Origin of the sequence: Streptomyces albipurpureus (assembly GCF_023701525.1) — a bacterium.
In the GTDB taxonomy this organism is placed as follows: domain Bacteria; phylum Actinomycetota; class Actinomycetes; order Streptomycetales; family Streptomycetaceae; genus Streptomyces; species Streptomyces albipurpureus.
The window spans coordinates 96,468-121,327 of sequence record NZ_JAMQAW010000025.1 but is presented as its reverse complement, the minus strand read 5'-3'; the positions used below and the strand labels follow the sequence as shown (position 1 = coordinate 121,327).

The window sequence follows — 24,860 nt, the reverse complement described above, 5'->3', positions numbered from 1 at the left end:
TCGTTGTGGGTGGTTCGTGGTGGGTGGTTCGATGTGGATGGTCGAGCTGTACGGGTCGGTCACCTCACCGGTCCCCGGTCATCGTCGCCGCACGGCCCAGCAATCCCTCCAGCGCTCGGAACCAGGTCTCCGCTAGATCCTGCACCATTTCCTGGGTCAGCACCCCCGTCAACCACGACCAGTGCGCGGCCAGTACCGGGCCGTCTGCCCGGTCCTCGGTGACCACATTGATGCCCAGCGCGTGGCCCTCCCGCATGGAGGCGTCCGCACCGATGTCGGCCACATCCTCCTCCGGGGCATAGGACCAGTCCGTGGCCTCGGGGATGCCGAACCGGCCCAGGTAGTTGAACTCGATCACCGGGGCGTCCAACTGTTCCAGGACCGCCCGGGTCCGGGGGTTGAGGTGCCTCAGCAGCCCATAGCCGACCCCGCCGCCGGGCAACGACGACAGATGGGCGCGGACGCGTGCCACGACCTCGTCAGCGGCCGGGCCACCCGCGAAGGCGTCGGCGAGCTCGATCGGCCCGGTGTCGAGCCGCACGGGGAAGACACTGGTGAACCAGCCGACCGTACGGGACAGATCCATGCTGTCGCCGCCGAGTTCCTCCTGCCGACCATGGCCTTCGAGGTCGACCAGGACCGAGGTGTCGCTGCCACCGTGCCGCCGTCGCCAGTCGGCCACGGCCAGCGCCAGCCCCGCGAGCAGCACGTCATTGACACTCGCGCCGAAGGCCGCGGGCACGACCGAGAGCAGCGGAGCGGTGTGTTCGGTCGGGAGCCGCAGCGCCAACTCCTTCATCGAGCCGGTGGTGTCCCGCGCCGGATCGAGCTGGCGCCTCAGGGGGAAGGGCTCAGTCCCCCCACCCAGGACATCGGTCCACACCGCCAACTCCGCCTCGTGCGCGGGGTCCTGCGCCAACTCGGTGAGCAGCCGTGACCAGCGTGCGAACGAGGTCTCGACCGGTGCCAGCCCAGCGGCGCGCCCGGCGGACACATCCGCCCAGGCGGCGGCCAGATCGGGCAGCAGAATCCGCCAGGAAACACCGTCGACGATCAGGTGGTGGGCCATCAACAGCAGTCGTCCCGGCTCCTCGCCGGCATCGAACCACACTGCCTTGACCATCGCCCCGGCGTCCGGATCAAGCTGGCCGCGCGCGGTGTGCGCCCGCTCCGCGACAGCCGTCCGCAGGGCGTCCGCGGTCATTCCGGTCGCGTCCACCCGCTCGATCCAGCCAGCGGCGTCCAGGGCACCCGCGGCGGGCACCTCCAGGGACCAGTCTTCCGCACCCGTGCGCACCAGCCGGGCCCGCAGGAGGTCGTGGCGGTCGGCCAGTGCCTGGAGCACGGCCGCCAAGGCGGTGTGATCGAGCGCCGCCGGGGTCTGTACCAGAGCGGCTTGGTGATAGCTGGCGAAGGGCCCGCCCAGTTCCCGCAGCCAGTGCATGACCGGGGTCAGCGGAACCGTACCCGTACCGTCGTCCGAGACCGCCACCAGATCCGTGATCTGGGCGACGGCGGCAAGACCCGCGACCGTCCGATGCCTGAACACCAGCCGCGGACTGATCCGCACCCCCGCCGCACGGGCCCGGGAGACCAACTGCATGGCCACGATGCTGTCGCCGCCGAGTACGAAGAAGTCGTCGTCGGCGCCGACCTGCTCCAGGCCCAGCACCTCGGCGAAGACGGTGCACAGCAGGTGCTCCACCGGAGTCGTTGGTTCCCGGCCGGAGGAGAGGGCGGAGAAGTCGGGTTCCGGAAGTGCCGCACGATCGAGCTTGCCGTTCGCCAGATGCGGCAGTCGCTCCATCACCACCACCGCGGCCGGGACCATGTAGTCGGGCAGCTGTCCCGCGAGATGGCTCCGCAACAGCACCGCGTCCGGTGATTGTCCCGCCGACGCGACCGCGTAGGCCACCAACTGCTGCCGGGCTCCATCGCGGCGGACCGTCACCACGGCCTGGGCGACGGACGGATGGCTGACCAGGGTGTTCTCGATCTCCGCCGGCTCGATTCTAAAGCCGCGGATCTTCACCTGGTCATCGGCCCGCCCCAGACAGTCGATCCGGCCATCGGTGGTCCAACGAGCCAGATCCCCGGTGCGATACAACCGGGTGCCCGGTGCGCCGAACGGATCGGCGACAAAACGTTCGGCCGTCAGCGCCGGGGCGCCCAGATAGCCACGGGCCAGCCCCCCGCCGGCGAGATACAACTCACCGATCACTCCGGGCGGCACCGGCTGGAGCCGTCCGTCGAGCACATAGGCCCGGGTGCCCGCGACCGGGCGTCCCACGAGAGGCCGATCGCTGTCGTGTACCCGGGCCGCAAGGGCATCGACGGTGGATTCGGTGGGTCCGTACAGATTGAACGCCTCCGTCCCCCGCAGCGAGCGCAACCGCTCCCACAGGGCCAGCGGCACGGCCTCGCCGCCCACGCCCACCACGGCCAACGGGCATTGGTCGTCCTTGACCAACCCGCTCTCCGCCATCTGCGCGAAGAACGACGGTGTCACCTCAAGGAAGTCAAAGCCGTGCTCGACGACGGCAGCCGCCAGCAGACCGGGGTCCCGTCGGGTTTCGTCGGACACCACATGCACACAGTGCCCGTCCAACAGCCACAGCTGTGGTTGCCAGGATGCGTCGAAAGCGAACGACCAGGCGTGCCCGGCCCTCAGCCGCGGTCGTCCGGTGGCTGCGACAGCGGGTGTGTACAGGGTCTCGCGATGGCTGTGGAACAGATGCCCCACGCTCTCATGGCTGACCGCCACGCCCTTGGGGCGGCCCGTCGATCCGGAGGTGTAGATGACATACGCGGGGTGGGCGGGCCGCAGCGGTGCCCGACGCTCGGCATCGGTGAGATCGCCGGCGGCCAACCCGGTCAGCCGCGGGTCGTCCACCAGGACCGCGGGCACCTCGCGCGGCAGTTCCCGAGCGAGCTCACGCGTGGTGAGCACCGCCACCGGCCGGGCATCGGTCAGCATGTCCTCGACGCGAGCCGTCGGGGTGTCCGGATCGAGGGGCAGATAGGCCGCGCCCGCCTTCTGTACGGCCAAGATCGCCTGGAGCCACCGTGCGGTACGGGGCAGTGACACCGCGACCAGGCGCTCCGGCCCGGCACCCGACTCCACCAGCAGCCGGGCCAACCGATTGGCCCCCGCGTTGAGCTCGGCGAAGGTCAGCTCCACACCGTCCGACGCCACCGCTGGCGCATGGGGGGAGAGCCGCACCTGCCGCTCGAAGAGGGCGGGCACCGTCGTCGGCCCGGCGATCGCCGGTCGGGCGTGCCACCCGGGGAGCAGCGACCGAAGTTCGTCATCACCCAGGATGTTGATCCCGCCGACCCGTACCTCGCGATCGGCGGCAACCGCCCGCAGAATGCGCAGCAGCCGCTTGGCGAATGACTCGGCCGTCGCCTGGTCGAACAGTTCGGCGCTGTACTCCAGCACCCCGTCGACGCCCTGGCCGTCCGATCGCTCCATGAAGTCGAAGGAGAGATCGAACTTCGCCGACTCCAGACCCACCTCCACCCGCTCGGAACGCAGACCTGGCAGCCCGACGTCGTCGCCGTCCGCGGCCAGATAGACGACCATCACCTGGAAGAGAGGATGACGGGCCAGCGAGCGCGCCGGATTGAGCACCTCCACCAGCCGCTCGAACGGCACGTCCTGATGGTCGAAGGCCGCGAGATCCGCTTCCCTCACCCGGGCCAGCAACTCCGCGAAGGTGGGATCGCCCGAGGTGTCGGTCCGCAGCACCAGCGTATTGAGGAAGAAGCCGACCAGATCTTCCAGCGCCTCGTCGCTGCGGCCGGAGATCGGCGAGCCGAGGGGGATGTCATCGCCCGCACCGAGCCGGTTGAGGAGGGTTGCCACGGCGGCTTGGACCACCATGAACATACTGACCCCGCAGTCCCGGGCCAGTGCCCGCAGCCCATGTGTCAACTCCGCGTCGAGAGCCAACTCCGCGGTGCCACCGCGATAGCTCGACTCCAGCGGACGCGGCCGGTCGGTGGGCAGGACCAACTCCTCGGGGAGACCGGCCAGGGCGTCTTGCCAGTAGCCCACCTGGCGTGCGATCAGGCTGGTGGGATCCGCCTCATCGCCCAGCACCTCCCGGTGCCACAGGGTGTAGTCGGCGTAGCTCACCGGCAGCGGTGCCCACCGGGGGGCGTGCCCGGCCGACCGAGCCGCGTAGGCGATCGAAAGATCGCGCTGGAGCGGCAGATCCGACCACTCATCACCCGCGATGTGATGCAGCAGCAGCAACACCACATGCTCACCGTCGGCGAGTTGGAACACCTCGATCCGCAGCGGTGGTTCCCGGTCCAGGGCGAAACCGTACGCGGCCGCATCGGCCAGCAGTCCGGGCAGCGCCTCCTCCCTGGCCCGCACCACCTCCACCGGAATCCGTGCCCGCTCCGGATCGAGGACGAGTTGGTACGCGGTGCCGTTCTCCTCCGGGAAGACCGTCCGCAGCGTCTCATGACGCTCGACGAGGTCCGCTACGGCAGCCCGCAACGCATCGAGGTCCAGCGCACCGGACAGCCGCCAGGCCGAGGGGATGTTGTAGGTGTCGCTGGGGCCCTCCACCTGGTAGAGCACCCACAGCCTGCGCTGTGCGGAGGACAGCGGCAGCCGTTGTGGCCTCGACCGGGACGTCAGGACGGGCCTCGCCCCCGCGACGGCGCCGCCGAGCCGCTGCGCCAGCTGGGCAACCGTGGGTGAGTCGAACACCTCCCGCAGCGACACCTCCACACCGAGAGCCGAACGCACCCTGCTGACCAACCGCATCGCCAGCAGCGAATGCCCTCCGAGTGCGAAGAAGTCATCGTCGACACCGACCCGAGGCACTCCGAGGACCGCGGCGAACTCCTCGCACAGCACTTCCTCGCGCGGTGAACGCGCCCGGCGCGACGATCGCGACGATACGGCCGTGGACAGGTCCGGCGCCGGCAGCGCCGCCTGATCGAGCTTGCCGCTGATGGTCCGCGGCAGCGACGGCACAGCCACGAACGCGCTCGGAACCATATGCGCCGGCAGCGCCCCCGCCACCTGGGCCCGCAGCTCAGCCGCGGCGGGAGCACGCCCTGGTACGGCGACGGTGTACGCCACCAGCCTGGGCGCCCCTGGGGAGTCCTCCCGTACGACCACCGCGGCCGAGGACACCGCGGGGTGCGCGGTGAGGACGGACTCGATCTCACCCAACTCGATCCGGAACCCGCGGAGCTTCACCTGTCCATCGGCCCGGCCGAGGAACTCCAGGCTCCCATCGCGCCGGCGCCGAGCCAGATCCCCGGTGCGGTACATCCGCTGACCCGAAGTGCCGAACGGGTCGGCGGTGAAACGCTCGGCGGTGAGCCCCGGCCGGTTCAGATAGCCACGCGCCAGCCCCTCCCCCCGGAGATAGAGCTCTCCCGCCACTCCCACCGGGAGCTGCCGCAGTTCAGCGTCGAGAACATACGCCCGGGTGTTGGCGATGGGCGCCGCCCAACGCTCGCCCGCACCCCCGTGCCAGCCGTACGCGTCGACGGCACACTCCGTCGGACCGTAGAGATCGTGCGCCTGCACACCGGGCAGCGCGCAGAGCCGCTCCCACAGTGCCGCGGGAGTCGCCTCGCCGCCCACCGCGATCACCCGTGGTGTGTACCCGCCGGGGGCCAGGAACCCGTGGTGGGTCAGTTCGCCCAGATAGGTGGGAGTGACATCGAGGAATCCGATCCGCTCATCGCGCAGATAGGCCAGCAGCGCCGCCGGATCGGTCATGGTGAGCTCGTCGAGTACATGCAGTTCATGTCCGGCCAGCAGCCACAACAACGGCTCCCAGGAACCGTCGAAGCTGAAGGAGGCCGCGTGGACCGCGCGCAGCGCCTCCCCGTCCGCGGCCCGCTCCGCGGGAGCCATCAGATCCGTCCGATGGGAGGCGAAGAGATTGCTCAACCCCCGATGGGTGCCGATCACCCCCTTGGGCCGGCCCGTGGAGCCGGAGGTGAAGATGAGGTACGCGGCGCTGTCGGCGTCCGGTACGGGCAGCGCGATCGGTGGTGAAGCCGGCGCCAGATCGTCCAGCAGAATGACCTCATGCTCCGTCCGCGGCAGTTTCGCCGTCAGTTCGGCCACCGTCAGCAGGCATCGAGGCGACGCGTCCCGCACCATGGTCTCCAGCCGATGCGGCGGATACTCGGCGTCGAGCGGCAGATAGGCGGCCCCCGTGGCCAGTACCCCCAGAATCGCGGGCACCATCTCCCGCCGGGGAAGCGCCAGGGCGACCACGTCACCCGGCCGGACACCGTACGCCATCAACGCCCGGGCGATGGTGTCGACCCGGGTCGACAGCTCGCCGAACGTCAACCGGACCCCACCGGTGACCAGGGCCGTTCGCTCCGGATGGGCCCCCGCCACCTCGGCGAACAACCGTGGCACCGAACGGGTCTCCACCGGCCGGTCCGTGGCGTTCCAGACCGCCTCGGCCGCCACCTCGCCATCGGTGAGCACACCAAGCCGTGCCACCCGCTGGTCGGGGTCCACGGCGAGCTGCCCAAGCAGCGACACCATGCGCTCACTGAGTCCCAGCGCGGTCCCCCGATCGCAGAGGTCGGCCGCGTACTCAAGGAGCAGCACCAGCGAACCGTCCGCGCCGTGGTCAACGAAGGTGAAGTCCAGATCGAACTTCGCCCAACCAGTCTCCATCTCCCACCACTCGGTCGGAAGACCGAGCACCTCGGGATCGCCGTCGGGCCGCAGATGGTAGCCCAGCATCACCTGGAACAGGGGGTTTCGGCCGGCGACCCGTACCGGATTGACCGCCTCCACCACGCGGTCGAAGGGCATGTCCTGATGCTCGAACGCGGCGAGGGCGAACTCCCGCACCCGACCGAGTAGTTCGGTGAAAGTGGGGTCCCCCGACAGATCCGTCCGCAACACCAGTGTGTTGACGAAGAATCCGACCAGATCGTCCTTGGCGGCGTCCGTGCGACCCGCGATGGGCGCCCCCAGCGGAATATCGTCACCCGCGCCCAACCGATGCAGGAGCGCGGCTGTCGCGGCCTGGAAGAGCATGAACATGCTGACCCCGTGCGCCGCGGCCAGCTCCCTCAACGCCCCGCCGACGGACGGGGGAACCTCTACCCGAACCGTTTCGCTCCGGCCGCTTCCCTCCGTCGTCCGAGGACGGTCCAACGGCAGCGTCAGCTCCCCGGGCAGCTCCCGCAGCGCCCCCGTCCAGTGCGCCAACTGCTCCTCGCCCACGCTCGCGAGCAGCTCCTCCTGCCAGAGGGTGTAGTCCGCGTACTGCACCGGTAGCGGCTCCCACCGAGGAGCCCGACCCGCCGTACGCGCCGCGTACGCCGTGTTGAGATCCGCCAGGAACGGACGGTCCGACCATTCGTCGGTGGTGATGTGATGCAGCACCAGGGCCACCACCTGGTCGGCCGGGGCCAAGGCCATCACCTCGATGCGCACCGGCAGTTCCACGGCGAGATCGAAGGGACGCTGCTGTGCCGCCTCGACGCGCGACGCGAGCTCGTCCTCGGTGCAGGTGCTCACCGTGAACTCCGGATCCGCTTCCGCCGTGGTGACGATCCACTGGTAGGGCTCGCCCCGGTGTTCCACGAACCGGGTCCGCAGGGTCTCATGGCGGCCCACCACATCGCCCAGCGCCGCCCGCAACGCGTCCAGGTCCAACTCACCCCGCAGCCGGAACACCAGCGGGAAGTTGTACGCGACTCCGCCGCCGGTGATCTGCTCCACCAGCCAGAGCCTGCGCTGGGCGGCTGACAACGGAATGCGATCCGGCCTTGACACCGCGGCCGTCAGAGCGGGGCGCGCGGGACGGGAGGAGTCGGCGCGTTGGGCCAGTAGCTCAGGGGTGGGTGCCTCAAACAGGTCGCGAATGGCCAACTCGGTGCCCAGTTCGGTACGGGCCCGGCTGATCAGGCGAGTCGCCAGCAGCGAATGCCCGCCCAGATCGAAGAAGTTGTCCTCCGCGCTGATGCCCGGCAGCCCCAGCACCTCAGCGAAGAGGCGGCAGAGCACATCCTCCTGCGGGGTGCGCGGTCCACGGCCTGCCGAGAGTGCCATGGCCGGCTCGGGCTCGGGTAGCGCCCGGACATCGAGCTTGCCGTTGTCGTTCATCGGCAACCCCGGCAGCACCACGAAAGCGGCGGGGACCATGTAGGAGGGGAGTCGCTGGCCCAGTTCGTCCCGTAGCCGTCGTACCAGCGACCCGGCGCCGCGGGCGAGCGCCGGGGCGTTGGCCCACGCCGACCCGGTGTGCGCGGGGCGGAACAGGCCGGCCGACAGTCGCGGTCCGTCCGATTCGGTGAGGAGGACGGCATCGAAGTATCCGGTGGTGGCGGACCAGGTGGTGAGCACCCGATAGCCCAGCGCGGCGCCGAGTCCACGCAGTTCCTGGGGGTCCGTACCACCCGCTTCGGTGTCCGGAAGCCGTCCCTGGGCCAGGGCCGCGACCGCGCTCAGTTCCCCCGCCAGCCGTGCGTCGGGCACCTTGGTGATCCGCACCGACGGGGGTCGTTGCCCGGTCAGCAGCGCCTGGAGTGCGGTGGCGGATGTCCAGCGGACCTCCGGGGCGTCGTCGACGCCTCGGGCTGCCGCGCCCGACCGGTAGAGGACCGTGTCATAGCGGTGCCGGGACAGCTCGTTGTGATGATGAGCGACCTTGGTCCGAAGATCGACCCCGTATCCCAGAGTGGTGAACCAGTCCGGGTCGACCAGCAGTTCCTTCTCCAGGGCGATGCCCCGATCCACCGCGCGACGGACCGCGGACGCGTCAGTGACCTCGACTGCTCCCGCGGACGTGGACGCAGCCGCCCGGGTCAGCTGGATACCGCTCTGGAAGGCACGGGCCGTGCGGAGATTGCGGATGTCTCCGACGAAGAGCGCACCCTCGTCGGTGAGCAGCTCCATCAGCCCGTCGATCACTCCACCGAGATGGTCCAGGCTCGGGAAGTACTGGATCACCGAGTTGATGACGATGGTGTCGAAGAAGTTCTTCGGCAGGCCATCGGTCACATCGGCCGGCTGGCAGCGCAGCTCGATCTTCGCCGCCAGCTCCGGGTCCCGTCGCAGATCCTCACCGAGCTTGCGAATCACCGGTGCGGCGAAATCGGTTGCCCAGTAGGCCTCGGAGTCCGGGGCCAGCTGGGAGAGCAGCAGCCCGGACCCCACTCCGACCTCAAGGACGCGCTGGGGCCGCAACTCACGGATCCGCTCGACCGTCGCCGCCCGCCACTCGCGCATGTGCTCCACCGGGATGGGCATCCCGTCGTAGGAGCTGTCCCAACCCGCGAAGTCCTCGGTGAAGACGGCCGTACCGATCTCGCTGTACTCGGCGGAGTAGATCTCCCGCCATTCACCGATCTGCTCCTGCTCGGCTTCCTCCCGTTCCGCGTCGCCGGGTTCCGCCGGCACGACATAGCCGACCAGCCGTTGGGTGCCCGGCGCTGCATCGTCGTCGCGGGCGATGACGGCGGCCTGGGCGACCGAGGGATGCCCGGCGAGGGCCGTCTCGATCTCCCCGAGCTCCACCCTGTGACCACGGATCTTCACCTGGTCGTCGGTGCGCCCCAGGAAGTCGAGATTGCCGTCCGGACGGCGCCGTACCAGGTCGCCGGTGCGGTACATCCGCTCACCGGGCTCCCCGAACGGGTCGGCCACGAACCGCTCGCCGGTGAGCCCGGGCCGGCGGAGATAGCCACGGGCCAGCCCGGCTCCCGCGATGTACAACTCGCCGGCGACACCCTCCGGGACCGGTCGCAACCATCCATCCAGGACATGTGCCCGGGTGGCCCGGATCGGACGGCCCACGGTCGGGGTCGCGCTGTCCTCCGTACCACCGCCGAGGGTGTTGATGGTGTACTCGGTCGGTCCGTACAGGTTGTAGCCGTACGTTCCCTCGGTATCGCGCAGCCGGTTCCAGACCGCCTCGGTCACCGCCTCCCCACCGAGCAGGACCAACGGCGGACGGTGCCCCTCCAGCAGCCCCTCCTCGATCAGCAGATGGGCGTAGGTCGGGGTCACATTGACGACGTCGACCCGGTGCGTCTCGCAGTAGGCGACCAGCGCCAGCGCGTCCCGACGCAACTCCTCATCGCAGATATGGACCTCATGGCCCTCCACCAGCCACAGCAACTCCTCCCACGACATGTCGAAGGCGAAGGACACCGTGTGGGCGATCCGCAGTCGACGCCCACCGGCCGAGCGAATCGCCGGCGCGAAGATCTCCGACTGGTGGTTGAGCTGCATGTTCGTCAGACCGCGGTACGGCGTCACCACACCCTTGGGAAGACCCGTCGAGCCCGAGGTGTAGATGACGTACGCGGGGTGGTCGAGGCTGAACTCCACCGGAGCCGGCTGATCGGAGAACTCCGCCAACTCCGCCGCGACCACGGAATCGTCCAGGAGCAACCGCGGTAGGTCCGCCTCCAACGTGCGGGAGACCGCCGCGGTCGACAGCAACAGCAGCGGGCGGGCGTCCTGGAGCATCAGCGAGAGCCGGTCCGCCGGATGGTCCAGCTCCAGGGGAAGATAGGCGGCCCCCGTACGCAGCACCGCGAACAGCGCCACGACCATGTCGAGCGAGCGCGGCAGCCCCAACGCGATGACCGTCTCAGGCGCCGCTCCACGCGAGCGCAGCAGCCGGGCCATGCGATTGCACCGGGCGTCCAACTCGGCGTACGTCAACGTCCGCGCGCCGAAGACCAGCGCCGTGGCGTCCGGGGTACGAGCCGCCTGGGCGGCCAGCATATCGGCGACGGTCTCCTTCGGCACGGATACCCGGCTCGCCGCGTCCTCCAGCGCCAGCCGGACGCGTTCCCCCGGCAGCAGCGGGTCGAGCGAGCCAACGGGTGCCGAAGGGGCGGCCGTCAGCCGCTCAAGCAGCAGCGTGAAGCGGTTGAGCAACCCCTCGGCGAACTCCGCGCTGATCACATCCGGACGGTGGGCGAGCGTCACCCGCACCCGTTCTCCCGGCGTCACGATCAGGTTCACCGGGTAGTGGGTCGCGTCCACGTTCGCCACGGCCCGCGCGCCGTGCTGCTGTGCCAACCCGGCGAGGCGCTCCTCCGTATCGGCGTTACGGAGTACGAACAAGGTGTCGAACAGCCGCCGATGCCCACTCTCCGCCTGCAGCACACCGAGCCCGACATACTCGTGGGCCATCAACACCAGACGCTCCGCCTGGACCCGGCGCAGCAGGGTCAACACCGGCTCGCGGGGATCGAAGGCGATCCGGGCCGGCACGGTGTTGAGGAACATCCCGATGACGTTCTCGACGTCCGGGACCTCGCTGGGCCGGCCGGCGACCGTCGTACCGAACACCACGTCATCCCGGCCGGTGGCGCTCGCCAGGGTCAGTCCCCAGGCCGCGGTGAGCAGTGTGTTCGCGGTGAGCCCGTGCTGTCGTGCGGTCACCCGCAACCGCTCACTCCCCGCTGGGGAGAGCACGGCGTCGAGTTGCTCGGGCACCACGGGTTCCAGAGAGCGGTCACCCGCCGCGGGCACCAGCAGCGTCGGCTCGTCCAGACCGGCCAGCGCGCCCCGCCAGGCAGCCGTGGACGCATCGGAGTCCTGACCGTCCAGCCAGGTCAGATAGTCCCGGTAGGAACCGGGCCGAGCCAGCGCAGCGGCGTCGCCCCCGCTCTCGTACAGGGCGAAGAGCTGGTCGAGGAAGAGCCATGCCGACCAGCCGTCCCAGAGGATGAGATGGCGGCCGATCACCAGTCGGTCGCCGCGTTCCGCACCCAGCCGGACCAGCAGCATGCGAAACAGCAGCGGTCGGCTCAGATCAAAGCGGCGCACCCGCTCCGCGGCCATCAACTCGTGCAGCCGGACCTCCTGCTCCGAGCGGGGGAGGGCCGACAGGTCCACCTCTTCCAGCGGGATCTCGGGGTCACGGACGATGAACTGGACCGGTTGACGCAGCCCTTCGCTGGTGAAGCCGGCCCGCAGCCCGGGGTGGCGGGCGAGGAGCGCTCGTACGGCGGTCCGCAGCCGGTCCGCGTCCACCCGCTCGGCCAGGTCAAAGGACTCATGGACGGTGTACACATCCAGCACGCCGTCGTCGTAGGCGGCGTGGAAGAACAGCCCTTCCTGGAGGGGTGCCAGCGGCCAGACGTCCTCGATCCGGCCCGGTGCCAGCCGCTCGACCCCCGCCCGCTCCTCATCGCTGAGGACGAAGACGGAATCGGCCCGGGTCGCGGGGTCGGTGACCGTCGACGCGGCAGCCGCGAGCGCGGCCGGAGTGCGGTGCTCGAACACCGTACGCGGATCGATGGCGAGCCCCGCCCGACGGGCACGGCTGCAGACGCTGATCGACGTGATGCTGTCGCCGCCGAGCAGGAAGAAGTCATCGTCGATGGAGACGCCGGCCACCTTCAGTACCTCGGCGAAGATCTCCGTCAGCACCTGCTCGCGGGCATCGCGCGGCGCCCGAGCAGCGGCCCGTACCGCCTCGGGTGCGGGGAGCGCGCCCCGGTCCAGCTTTCCGCTCGGGGTGAGCGGCAGCGCGTCCAACCGCACATAGGAGTCCGGCACCATGGGCGTGGGCAGCGCCTCGGTGAGCAGGGCCCGGAGCGCACCGGTGTCCAGGCTCTCCGGCGCCACCACATAGGCCACCAGAGACCCCTCACGAACGGTGACCGCGGCCTGGGCCACCCCCTCCTGGCGTACGAGCGCGGACTCGATCTCTCCCAGTTCCACCCGGTTTCCGCGCAGCTTGACTTGGCGGTCGGTGCGGCCGAGGTACTCGATCTCCAGATCGGGGCGCCGCCGCACCAGGTCGCCGGTGCGATACATCCGGGCTCCGGGCGGACCGTAGGGGTCGGCGGTGAACCGCTCCGCGGTGAGCGAGGGGCGGTCATGGTAGCCGAGCGCCAACTGCACACCGGTGAGATAGAGCTCCCCGGGTACTCCGTCCGGCACCGGTCGTAGACAGGAGTCCAACACCCGCAGGCCGGTGTTCCACACCGGCCTGCCGATGGGAACCGTGCCGCTGTCGCCATCCAGCAGTGGATCGAAGCGGTGGTGGGTCACATCGACCGCGGCTTCGGTCGGTCCATACAGATTGTGCAGGGGTACGCCCGTCAGGGTGTGCCAGCGGTGTGCCGCCGTACCGGGCAGCGCCTCGCCGCTGCTGAAGACATGGCGCAGTGTCGCCGCCCAGGACGGATCGTCGGTGACCTCGTCGACGAGGAGGAACGCCTCCAGCATCGAGGGCACGAAGTGCATCGCGGTGATGTGCTGCCCCCGGACCAGGGAGGCCAGATAGGCCGGGTCCCGATGGCCGTCCGGCTTGGCCAACACCACCGCCGCCCCTTCCAGCAGCGGCCAGAAGAACTCCCACACGGAGACATCGAAGCTCGCTGGGGTCTTCTGCAGAACGCGGTCGCCGGGGCCGATGCGGTACTCGTCCTGCATCCACGCCAGCCGGTTGACGACCGCGCCATGGCTGACCAGCACGCCCTTGGGGCGGCCCGTCGAGCCGGAGGTGTAGATCAGGTAGGCGGGATCGTCCGGATGGGCGGGCGGGCCCAGGGGCAGGGCGGGGGAGTCCTGGTCGAGCGTGTCGATCAGCAGCGGAGTCAGGCCGCTCCCACGGGGCAGACGGGCCGCTGACGCGCTGGTGGTGACGACGGTCATCGCCCCGGAGTCGGTGAGCATATGGACCACCCGGTCGGCCGGGTAGTCCAGCTCGACGGGTAGATAGGCCGCACCGGACTTCACCACCCCCACCAGGGCGACCATGAGGTCCGCCGACCGTTCCACGGCGACCGCCACCAGGCGTCCAGGCCCGGCGCCCTGGGCACACAGCACACCCGCCAGGACCTCGGCCCGGGCGTCCAGTTCCGCATAGGTCAGGGGCTCCCCGTCGAACACCACGGCCGTCGCCTGCGGGGAGCGGGCGACCTGTGCCGCGAAAGCGGCTGCCAAGGTGGTGAGGGGAACATCGTGTCGCTCACCGTCGTTGTGGGCCGTGGCCAACTCGGCGGACGAGAGCAGCTCAAGTGCTGCGGCCGGTCGCTCCGGGGCGTCGGCGAGTGCCTGAAGGACGCGGGACAACCGATCGGCGATGGCCCGCACACTCGGCGAATCGAGCCTGTTGGCATGGTACTTGAGCCGGAGGTCCAACTGCTTGCCGGGCTTGACGATCAGCGCGAGCGGATAGTGAACGGCGTCATGGAACTCATGGCCGGTCATTCGCACGGTGCCCGAGGGGTCCCGGAGATCGACGTCCGAAGGGTAGTTCTCGAACACCAACAGGGTGTCGAAGAGCTCACCGCTGCCGGCGTGTGCGGTGAGCCGCTGGATCTCCGCCAGCCCGAGCTGCTGATGGTCCAGGAGGGCGGCCTGCTCGTCCTGGAGCCGGGTGAGCACAGTGGTGAGCGCCTCACCAGGGCCCCAGCGGAAGCGGGTCGGTACGGTGTTGATGAACAGCCCCACCATGGATTCAACGCCGTCCACCGCGCTGTTGCGCCCTGACACCGTGGTCCCGAACACCACGTCCTGGCGACCGGTCAGCCGTCCGAGCAGCAGTCCCCAGGCAGTCTGGACCACAGTGCCCAAGGTGACACCATGGTCACGGGCCCGGTCCACGAGCCGTGCGGTGGTCCGCTCGGAGAGTTCCAACCGGATCTGCTCCGGTCGTAGCGGGGTCGTCTCGGCAGGGGTGGTGACCAGTCTGGTCGGCTCCGCCAGATCGGCGAGCGCGGTGCGCCAGGCCTCCCTGGACCCCTGGTGATCGAGTTCGGCGAGCCGCCGCAGATGGGCGCGGTAGGGGGTGACGGGCGGTAGGGCCGCGGGGCCTGGGCCGTAGAGCGCGAGAAGCTCACGGTGGATCACCGGAAGCGACCAACCGTCCGCGACGATGTGGTGGAACGTCAGCACGAGTCGGCTCTCACCGTCGGCGAGCCGGACAAACGCGCAGCGCAGCAGCGGCGGATGGGCCAGGTCGAAGCGGCGCGCCCGCTCAGCGGCGGCGATCGACGCCAACTCGGCAGTATCCGAATCCCCGACCTCGCGCCAGGGCAGCTCTACCTCGCGGGCGATGATCTGCACCGGAGCACCATCGGGGCGTTGCCGGAAGGCCGACCGCAGCGGAGCGTGCCGATCGAGCAGGGCCTGCGCCGCGCGACGCAGCGCCAGGGGGTCCACGGGGCCGGTCAGTTCGATGATCTGCTGGACGACATAGGCGTCCGCGTCCTGACCGCGGCTGAGCAGGGTGTGGAAGAAGAAGCCCTCCTGGAGCGGTGTGAGCGGCAGTACGTCCTCGACCGCCAACGGGCGCTCGCCCTGGATCTCCACCAGTTCGCCCGGAGCGAGTTCGAGCAGCGGTGCGGTGTCCGGCTGCTCCGTTCGGGCAGCACTGCCCGTACCGTCGGCGCTCGCCGCCAGGGCGAGGGACGCGACCGTTCGGTGTCGGAACACATCGCGAGTGGTGAGTCGCAGCCCGGCCTTACGTGCCCGGACGAGGAGTTGGATGGCGGTGATGCTGTCGCCGCCCAAGGCCAGGAAGTCGTCGTCGGCCGAGACCGAGCGCAGTCGCAGGACTTCCGCGAACAGCGCGGCGAGCAGGGTCTCCCGCTCGCCGTGCGGGGGGCGGCCCGAGCTGAGCGCCGCGTAGTCCGGGGCGGGCAGGGCGTTGGCGTCGAGTTTTCCGCTGGGTGTCACCGGTAGCTGTCCCAGCGCCACAAAACCGGACGGCACCATGTACTCCGGCAACCACTCGGTGGCATGCGCCCGCAGTGCCTTCAGCAGGGTGGTGATGTCACGGAACGGGGCCGGCCGATTGGCCAGCGGAAAGCCGCTGCCCGGCTGGTAGAGCCCGGAGGAGATCTCTTCGCTCGTGGAGCCGCTCGCGGATTCGCTCGTTGAGCCACTGGCGGATTCGCCCGTGGTGAGGACCACATCAACGGCGCCGTCGTCGGAGGTGCCGTTCCAGGTCATCGCCACCCGGTAGCCGTGCTCCGCCCCCAGCGCGGTGAACGCTTCCGGATCGACCCGGTGGGTATCGGGCTCGGGCCCGCTGCGGTCCTCCAGCAGACGGATATCGGCGAGGTCGTCGACGAGCCGGGCATTGGGCACGGTGGTGATCCGCACCCGCGGCGGACGCTCGGCGAGCAGTTCGGCCAGTGCGGTGAGTCCATTGAGTTCGCCCCAGCGCACGGTGTGCTCCGGGGGAGTCACCACCGATGACCGCGCTGCCGATGCGGTGGGGCGCAACACCACGTCGTACCGGTATCTGCTGAGTTCGTTGTGGTGGTGGGCGCGTTTGATCTGGATCTGTGCGTCGAACCCGGGCAGGGCCGCGAAGAAGTCGGGGTCGAGCAGTAGCTCGCCCTCCCAGGCGACGGACTGATCGACCGCGGTACGCAGTCCGTCCTTGTCGGTGCCGTCGGCCGCCCTGCGGGTCTCCACCGCGGCTCGCAGCGTCCTCAGCAGCCGCAGATTGCGCACATCGCCGACGAAGATCCGGCCACCGGGCGCCAGTAGCCCGCGCACCTGACGCAGCACATCGGTGAGATAGGCGGCACTCGGGAAGTACTGGGCGACCGAGTTGATCACGACCGTGTCGAAGAAGCCCACCGGCAGCCCGCTGATGTCATGAGCCGGCTGGGCGCGCAACTCCACCCGGTCCGCGACCTGGGGTAGGGCCGTGTCCAGCCGGTCCCTCAGCGCCTGAACCGCGGCTTCGGAGAGGTCCGTACCCCAGTAGCTCGTGCAGTCGGGTGCGATACGGGAGAGGATCAGGCCGCTGCCGGCCCCGATCTCCAGCACCCGGCGGGGTGCTCCCAGCTCCCGGATGCGGGCGACGGTGGCGTCTCGCCACTCCCGCATCTCCGCGAGCGGAAGGGGACGGCCGTCGTACATGCTGTTCCAGCCGGCGAAGTTCTCCTGGAGATCGGTGGAGCCGCTGATCCTGGTGGGGGCGACCTCTGTGCCGGCGGCCCCGTAGAGCAGTTCATGGAGCGCCTTCCACTCCTGGACCTGCTCCTCCTCGCCGTGGCCCTGGTGCGCGTCGACCACCGGAACCACATAGGCGGCCAGCCGCCGGTCGCCCGGTCGGTCCTCCCGCGCGATCACCGTGACCTGGTCGACGAAGGGGTGTCGGCGCAGCACGGACTCGATCTCGCCCGGTTCCACCCGGAAGCCGCGGATCTTCACCTGCGCGTCCGAGCGGCCGAGGAACTCCAGCCGTCCGTCCGCCTTCCAGCGAACCAGGTCGCCCGTGCGGTAGAGCCGCTCACCGGGCGCACCGTAGGGGTCGGCGACAAAACGCTCGGCCGTCAGCCCGGCCCGCCCCAGATAGCCGCGCGCGAGGCCCGCGCCGCCGAGGTAAAGCTCACCGGGCACCCCGGCGGGAACGGGACGGAGCCGGCCGTCGAGCACATAGGCGCGGGTGCCCGGGTCGGGGCCGCCGATCGGGACGATGGCGCCGGATGGGGTGTGGGGGTCGCAGCGACCGAGGGTGGAGTTGGTGGTGGCCTCGGTCGGGCCGTAGGCGTTGAACATCATCCGGCCGCCCGCATAGCGTCCGACCAGTTCGGGTGAGACCCGCTCGGTGCCCGCCAGCAGGGTGGCGGCGGCCGGGAGTTCCACGTCGTCCGGCATCGCGGCCAGCAGCGCGGGCGGCAGGATCATAAAGGTGATGCCGTTGCTGTGGGCGTACTCGGCGAGCGCCGCGCCGGGCACCCGGCGTTCGGACGGAACGACGACCAGCCGCCCGCCGGACAGAAGTCCCAGGCAGAGGTCCCAGAACGCCACATCGAAGCTGGGCGAGGCGAACTGCAGGACCCGGCTCTGGGGTCCGATGCCAAAGCGCTCGCTCTGGGTGGCGACCAGTTTGGCCACTCCGCTGTGCGCGAGCACCACACCCTTGGGGCGGCCCGTCGAGCCCGACGTGTAGATGACGTAGGCGGCGTTCAGGACGCTCAACGGTCCGCGGTCGGCCTCGTCGGGATCGTGCGCCGGGCGCCTCACCAGCTCATCCGCGATGCCGGGCGCGTCCAGCAGCAGGCGGGCCATCCCCTCCCGGGCCGGGATGTCCTCGGCGGTCTCCGCGGTGGTCACCAGACAGGTCGGTTGCGCGTCGTCGAGCATGTAGGCGATGCGGTCGGTGGGGTAGTCGTGGTCGATGGGCAGATAGGCGGCACCGGACTTCAGTACGGCGACTTCGGCGACGATGAGGTCGGTCGAGCGTGGCAGCGCGAGCGCGACGATGCTCTCGGGGCCGGCGCCCCGGGCGATCAGGGCATGCGCCAGCCGGTTGGCCCGCTCGTCCAACTCCGCGTAGCTGAGCCGTTCGTCCTCGAAGACCAAGGCGGTCTCATCGGGGCGCCGGCGAACCTGCTCGGCGAACATCTGAGGCCAGGTGGCGAGCGGAACGGTGTGTTCGGTGGCGTTCCACTCGATGACCACCCGCCGCAGTTCGTCCGGCGTCATCAGGGCGAGTGCCCCCACCGGTGCTTCGGGCCGGGAAACGCCCTCACCCAGGAGGGTTGTGTAGTGGCCGAGGAGCCGGTCGATGGTCGCGTCCTCGAAGAGATCGGGGCGGTAGATCGCCCGCACCTCACCAGACAGGATCTCCAGCACCAGATCGAGCGATGGGGCCGGGTCACCGTCCGGGGACGCGCCGTCGGACCCCTCGGCAGGACGGGGGTCCGTGCCCGTCGAGCGCGACGCGTCAACGGTTTCGGTCTCGAACGCGGTGTTGAAGAACAGTCCGCCGCCGCGGGTGGGTTCCGGGTTCAACTCCGAAACCAGGAGGGCCAACCGCAGCCGTTGGGCCTGTCCATCTGCGCGGACCCGCGCCACGGTCCGTACCAACTCGGCGAAGGGCACATCACCGGCGACAGGGATCCGCAGGGGAAGCGAACCGTGGCCGACCGTGAGGTCGGGGGCTCCGCTGTATCGGTGCAGCAGCGCGCAGTACGCCGCGATCAGCACCTCCGGCGCGACCTCCGAGCGATCTCGCCCAAGGGGACGAGTGCGTACGGCCGTTGTCGGCGCCGGACTCAAGGGATAGGGCCGGTCGACCGGTAGGGCCGTCTCCTGCGGTTGCGGTGTGAGTGACTGCCGCCAGTATGCGACGAATTCTTCAGGGACTGCCACAGAACCGGACAAGTTGGCCGCGCCTTCCAGCAGGTCAATTCCGGCCTGAGGCCGGAGACGGACCTGGCCATACTAAGGTAAGGGTTACCTAATTCAACAGTGCCGCATTCCCTGGTGGGGCCAAGGCGCCGAGTGGGCTTACATTTAAGGCCTGCCTAACCTAAGGAAGTTGATGTGGGGAGCTTGGTGACCAAGGCGAAACGCCCCCGCACGGTGCTCCTCCTGGCACTGCCGGGTGCCGCGCTCGCCGCTCTGGTCGTGCTGTCCATGCTGTTCGGAGCCCTGACCGTGGCGCCCGACCAGGTGTGGGACACCCTGCGGGGCCATGCGCCCAGTAACCAGATCCGCAATGCCATCTGGTCCGTGCGGGTACCTCGCACCGCACTGGGCATCGCCGCCGGAGCGGCCCTTGGCCTCTCCGGCGCGCTGATGCAGGCCCTGACCCGAAACCCCCTGGCGGACCCCGGGGTGCTCGGCGTCAGCGCGGGCGCCGCGTTCGCCATCGTGCTGGCCGTGGGCGTCCTCGGCCTGAACTCCGTCTACGGCTACATCTGGTTCGCCTTCGCGGGTGCGCTCGGGGCCAGCGTTCTGGTCTATGTGATGGGCGGACTGGGACGATCCGGTTCAACACCGGTCAAGCTCGCCCTCGCCGGAGTCGCCATCACCTCCCTGCTCTTCTCCCTCACCAGCGCGATCGCGCTGACCAACCCGGACGCACTCAATCGCTACCGGTTCTGGTCCGCGGGCTCCCTCGCCCACCAGAACGGGGAAGTCCTCCTCCGGATACTGCCGTTCATCCTGGCCGGAGCCGTCATCGCCTTCGCGTTGGCACCCTCGCTCAACAGCCTCGCCCTCGGCGACGATGTGGCCACCTCGCTCGGCCAGCGGCTCGGTCTGATCCGTGTGCTGGGCGTCACGGCCGTCACCCTGCTCACCGGCGCGGCGGTGGCCGTGATCGGGCCCGTGGTCTTCATCGGCCTGGTGGTCCCACACGTGGCCCGCTCACTGACCCAGTCAATGGGCGTGGGCCCCGACTACCGCTGGCTGCTGCCCCTCTCCGCCGTTCTCGCCCCGTGCCTCCTCCTCGCGGCAGACATCGTCGGACGGCTGCTGGCCCGCCCGGTCGAGATCCAGGCCGGTGTGCTCGTCGCCTTCATCGGCGGCCCCTTCTTCATCGCTATGGTTCGCCGCCGACGACTCGCGGAGCTGTGAGCATGACCGATCTGCTACCCGCCCGCTCTGTTGACCGGATTCCCTACCGGCTCTCCACACCGCCGATCTCCGGTGTGCTGCGTCCCCGGCTCGCCGTCGTCTGTGTCGTTCTCGCGCTCGCCGTCTTTCTGGTGTTCTGCTGGGGGATCTCCGTCGGAGACATTCCCTACTCGCTCGTCGAGGTCGTCCAAGCGCTGATCGGTACGGGAGACGCCGGGACCCAACTCATCGTGCGGGAGCTGCGGCTGCCCCGAGCGGTGACCGGACTGCTGGTGGGCATCGCCTTCGGAGTCTCCGGCGCACTGTTCCAGACCATGACGCTCAATCCGCTGGCGAGCCCCGACATGATCGGAATCACCCAGGGCGCGGGCGCCGCGGTCGTCGCGGGCATCGTCCTGGGCTGGGACGGCGGACTGTCGACCCAGGTCCTCGGTCTGCTCGGGGCGTTGGGGGCCGCGCTCCTCGTCTACGCGCTCGCCTGGAAGCGGGGCACCACCGGCTATCGCATCGTCCTGGTGGGCATCGGCATCGCGTGGATCTGCACCAGCGTCACCGACTACCTGATGGCACGCGGCAAGCAGTTCGAGGCTCAGGCCGCCCTCGGTTGGCTCGTGGGAAACCTCAACGGGCGCACCTGGGACCATGTCGGCCCGCTCGCCGTGGTGCTGGCGGTACTGCTGCCCGGAGCACTGCTGCTGGGACGGCTGATGCGTACGCTCCAACTCGGCGACGATGTCGCCCGAGCCCTCGGCACCCGGGTGCAGCCGGTCCGGCTGGCCATCTTGTTCACCGGCGTCGGACTGGTCGCGTTCGGCACCGCCGCGGCGGGCCCGGTCGCCTTTGTCGCGCTCGCCGCACCGCAGATCGCCCAGCGCCTGGCGGGCACCGCCTGGCCGCCACCGATCGCGGCGGGGCTCACCGGAGCGCTGGTCGTCCTCTCATCCGATCTGATCGCGCGCGAGCTGATCTCCGGCACGGAGCTTCCCGTCGGCATCGTCACCGGCGTGCTCGGCGCCCCCGTACTGCTGTGGCTGCTCATCCGCGCAAACCGCGCCGGCTCAGGAGGCTGACACCATGTCAAGGGAACATCTGACCAAAGCCGGTCCCGATCTGCGAGCGGAGGGGCTACGGCTGGCGTACGACCAGCGAGTCGTCGTGGAGGACCTCGACGTAGCCATCCCCACCGGTCGGATTACGGCCATCGTCGGAGCGAACGCCTGCGGCAAGTCGACCCTGTTGCGGGCGCTCGCTCGGCTGCTGTCTCCGCAGGCCGGTTCCGTCAAGCTCGATGGCCGACCGGTGCACTCGATTCCGACGCGGGAACTGGCCCAGCGACTCGGCATCCTGCCGCAGTCACCGGTCGCCCCGGAAGGACTGACCGTGGTCGACCTCGTCGGCCGCGGCCGATCTCCCCACCAGACGTGGTGGCGCCAGTGGTCCCGGTCCGATGAGGACGCGGTACGGGACGCCCTGCGAGCCACCGCGATGACCGACCTCGCGGACCGTCCCGTGGACGAACTCTCCGGGGGGCAGCGGCAGCGCGCCTGGATCGCGATGGCCGTGGCCCAGGGCACGCCGGTGCTCCTCCTCGACGAACCTACGACCTACCTCGATCTGGCCCACCAGATCGATGTGCTGGACCTGATCACCGATCTCAACCGCCATGAGAACCGCACCGTCGTCATGGTGCTGCACGATCTCAACCAGGCATGCCGCTACGCCGACCATGTCATCGCCATGAAGTCGGGCCGGATCGTCGCCGAGGGGCTGCCCACCGACGTGATCAGCGCGGACATGGTGGAGGAAGTCTTCGGACTGCGCTGCCGGATCGCCACCGACCCCGTCAGCGGGACTCCGATGGTCATCCCGGTGGGGCGCCACCATGACAACGAGGACGCCGTGGCCGTCACCGGAACCGCGAGCTGAAGCCGATCCCGCGACTGGGCCGGCCGGGCGGGAGCCCGGCCGGCGATCCGCTAGGGCCGCGCGGTCAGATATCCGCCCATGGTGCGGAAGTAGTCGCTCGCGGCGTGCTCGGAACCGTCCTCGGTCCGTATCCGGCGCACCAGCAGACCGCGGTGGCGGCCGGATCGTGCGTCGCGACCTGCGACGATCACGACTCCATCACCCTCCCGGATGAAGATGCGCCCGGGGGTACCTCCGTACCGCCCCTCGGAGACCGCCGCGGAGATGATGCGGATGCGTGCTCCGCGATGGTGGGTGAAGGCATTGGGGTAGGGATCGGACTGCGCACGGACAAAGCGCTCCAGGTCCTGGGCGGGCCAACTCCAGTCGATCCTGCTGTCCTCGATCGACCTCTTGTGGAAGAAGCTGGCCTGTGAGCGGTCCTGCTGGGTCCAGACCGCCTTCCCCGAGTCGATCAGCGTCAACGCGTCCCGCACGATGGGTCCGATCAGATCCACCGTGCGATGGAAGAGATCGGTGGCCGTGTCGCTGGGGCCCACCGGTACCGAGCGTTGGAGCACGATGTCGCCCATGTCGAGTTCGGCGTCCATCCGATGGGCGGTGACGCCCACCTCGGGCTCGCCGTTGATGAGCGCCCAGATCAGCGGGGAGAACCCGGCATAGCTGGGCAGCAGCGAGTCATGCACATTGAGCGTGCCATGGGGCGGCAGCTCGAAGATCTCCGGCGGCAGCCAGGTGCGCCAGTTGTTGGCGACGATGATGTCCGGCTCCGCGGACTTCAGGGCGGCGAGTAGCTCCTCGTCGCCCGGACGGCTCCGCAGGAGCACGGGCAGCCCGTGCCGCTCGGCTAGTTCGGCGACCGAGTCGTCCCAGATCTTCTCGTACGCATGGTCGCTCCTTGGATGGGTGACGACGAGTACCACCTCGTGCTCCGAGTCCAGCAGGGCCTGGAGCGTGCGATGACCCCAGGTCTGATAGCCGAACATGGCGACCCGCATATGAATCCTCCTCAGAACATTGCAAGGTTAGCCTTACCTTATCTAACATATGCCTGCTGAGGGAGGCGATGACGCGGTGGACACACTGCACAGTGGTTCGGGCACCATCTACGACGTTCTGGGTATTGGCTTTGGACCGTCAAATCTCGCGCTGGCGATAGCAGTTCAGGAGTACAACACCCAAGTCACCACTGAAGAGAGAATCGTGGCGGGCTTCTTGGAGCGGCAGCCGCGGTTCGGCTGGCACCGGGGGATGCTCATCGACGATGCCACCATGCAGGTCTCATTCCTCAAGGACCTGGTCACCATGCGCGACCCGACCAGTGACTTCAGCTTTCTCTGCTATCTGCGGGAGCGGGGGAGACTGGTCGACTTCCTCAACCAGAAGACGCTCTTCCCGCTGCGCATCGAGTTCCACGACTACCTTGAGTGGTCCGCGGCGCGGGTGGCCGATCTCGTGGAGTACTCCTGTGAGGTCGTCTCGGTGCAACCGGTCACCGAGGGCGGGGAGGTTCGCTGGTTCGACGTCACCAGTCGGGATCCCCGCACACCCGGTCAGTTGACGGTCCGTCGAGCACGGAACCTCTGTATCGCCACCGGTATGGAGCCCCATCTGCCGCCGGGCACCGTTCTGTCGGAGCACGTCTGGCACACCAGCGAACTCCTGCCCCGGGTCGCCGATCTGGTGAGCAGCGGAAAGCCCGTGCGCCGGGCGGTCGTCCTGGGAGCCGGCCAGAGCGCGGCCGAGGCCGTCGAGTACCTGCACCGCAGCTTCCCGGACGCGGAGATCTGTTCCGTCTTCGCCAAGTACGGCTACACGCCGGCCGATGACAGCCCCTTCGCCAACCGCATCTTCGATCCGGAGGCCGTCGACCTCTACTACGCCGCGCCACGCGAGGTGAAGCAGTCGCTCTTCGACTATCACCGGGGCACCAACTACTCGGTGGTGGACATGGAGTTGATCGAGGCGCTCTCCAAGACCATGTACCAGGAGAAGGTCCAGGGCAGACAGCGGTTGAGGATGCTCAACATCTCGCGCATCCGCGAGGTCGACACCGCCGAGGGCCGCCTGGGGATCACCGTGGAGTTCCTCCCCACCGGTGAGCGCGAGGTGCTCGACGCCGATCTCCTGGTCCATGCCACCGGCTACCAGCCGCAGGGCATCGGCGAACGGCTGGGGGAGGTCAGCAAGCTCTGTCTCCGGGACGAGGAGGACGCACTGGTCGTCGGCCGCGACCACCGGGTGGCCACCAGCGCCAACGTTGTCTGCGACATCTACCTTCAGGGCGGCACCGAGCACACGCACGGCATCACCTCCACCCTGCTGTCCAACACCGCGGTCCGGGCCGGGGAGATCCGGGCCTCCCTCATCGCCCAGCGGCTGGCGAGGAGGCAACCCGCGGACAGCGCACACTGATCACGATCGGAGGAGCATCTCCGTCGGCCCTCTCCCAGGCCCGATCACGGATGGACTTCCCGCGTTCGGCCGACGACGGAACCCCCGACGGACAGCGACACCTCCTGATCACCCGTGCCATGCGTCACACCCCGGTCCGCCGCCGGACCGTCCTCAAGGCCGGCACGGACCGAACTCGACCCGGGCCCGG

At 69.4% G+C, this 24,860-nt stretch carries 6 protein-coding genes; 4 read left to right on the top strand and 2 right to left on the bottom strand.

Annotation, left to right across the window (positions count from 1 at the left end):
* Positions 1-64 precede the first annotated feature (64 nt).
* A complete protein-coding gene (locus NBG84_RS20040) occupies positions 65-19,117 on the bottom strand; it encodes a non-ribosomal peptide synthetase (RefSeq protein WP_250920899.1) in 19,053 nt (6,350 codons plus the stop codon).
* Positions 19,118-19,303: 186 nt separating this feature from the next.
* On the opposite strand from NBG84_RS20040, the gene NBG84_RS20035 reads away from it, so the two are divergent.
* Genes NBG84_RS20035 through NBG84_RS20025 form a run of 3 tightly spaced genes read left to right on the top strand, consistent with a single transcriptional unit; the run spans position 19,304 to position 22,255 of the window.
* Positions 19,304-20,329 carry a FecCD family ABC transporter permease gene (locus tag NBG84_RS20035; RefSeq protein WP_425608665.1) on the top strand — a complete coding sequence of 342 codons (1,026 nt, stop codon included), beginning with the start codon at positions 19,304-19,306 and terminating at the stop codon, positions 20,327-20,329.
* A gap of 2 nt (positions 20,330-20,331) precedes the next feature.
* Positions 20,332-21,399: a FecCD family ABC transporter permease gene (locus NBG84_RS20030; RefSeq protein ID WP_250920897.1), complete on the top strand. Its 1,068-nt coding sequence runs from the start codon at positions 20,332-20,334 to the stop codon at positions 21,397-21,399.
* A gap of 4 nt (positions 21,400-21,403) precedes the next feature.
* On the top strand, positions 21,404-22,255 hold the full coding sequence (locus tag NBG84_RS20025; protein WP_250920896.1) for an ABC transporter ATP-binding protein: 852 nt from the start codon (positions 21,404-21,406) through the stop codon (positions 22,253-22,255).
* A 50-nt stretch (positions 22,256-22,305) separates the two neighbouring features.
* Here NBG84_RS20025 and NBG84_RS20020 read toward each other — a convergent pair whose 3' ends face one another.
* Positions 22,306-23,253, bottom strand: coding sequence for a methionyl-tRNA formyltransferase (locus NBG84_RS20020; RefSeq protein ID WP_250920895.1), 948 nt, complete (start codon positions 23,251-23,253; stop codon positions 22,306-22,308).
* 49 nt (positions 23,254-23,302) lie between these two features.
* Here NBG84_RS20020 and NBG84_RS20015 point away from each other — a divergent pair, with 49 nt between their 5' ends.
* Entirely contained in the window at positions 23,303-24,670 is a 1,368-nt protein-coding gene (locus tag NBG84_RS20015) for a lysine N(6)-hydroxylase/L-ornithine N(5)-oxygenase family protein (RefSeq protein ID WP_250920894.1), read from the top strand.
* The last annotated feature ends 190 nt before the right edge of the window (positions 24,671-24,860 follow it).

What these genes read in the sequence shown, in the direction of transcription:
- NBG84_RS20030 (WP_250920897.1), top strand. Translation starts at nt 20,332, where the DNA reads ATGACCGATCTGCTACCCGCCCGCTCTGTTGACCGGATTCCCTACCGG.
- NBG84_RS20025 (WP_250920896.1), top strand. Translation starts at nt 21,404, where the DNA reads ATGTCAAGGGAACATCTGACCAAAGCCGGTCCCGATCTGCGAGCGGAG.
- NBG84_RS20020 (WP_250920895.1), bottom strand. Translation starts at nt 23,253, where the DNA reads ATGCGGGTCGCCATGTTCGGCTATCAGACCTGGGGTCATCGCACGCTC.
- NBG84_RS20015 (WP_250920894.1), top strand. Translation starts at nt 23,303, where the DNA reads ATGCCTGCTGAGGGAGGCGATGACGCGGTGGACACACTGCACAGTGGT.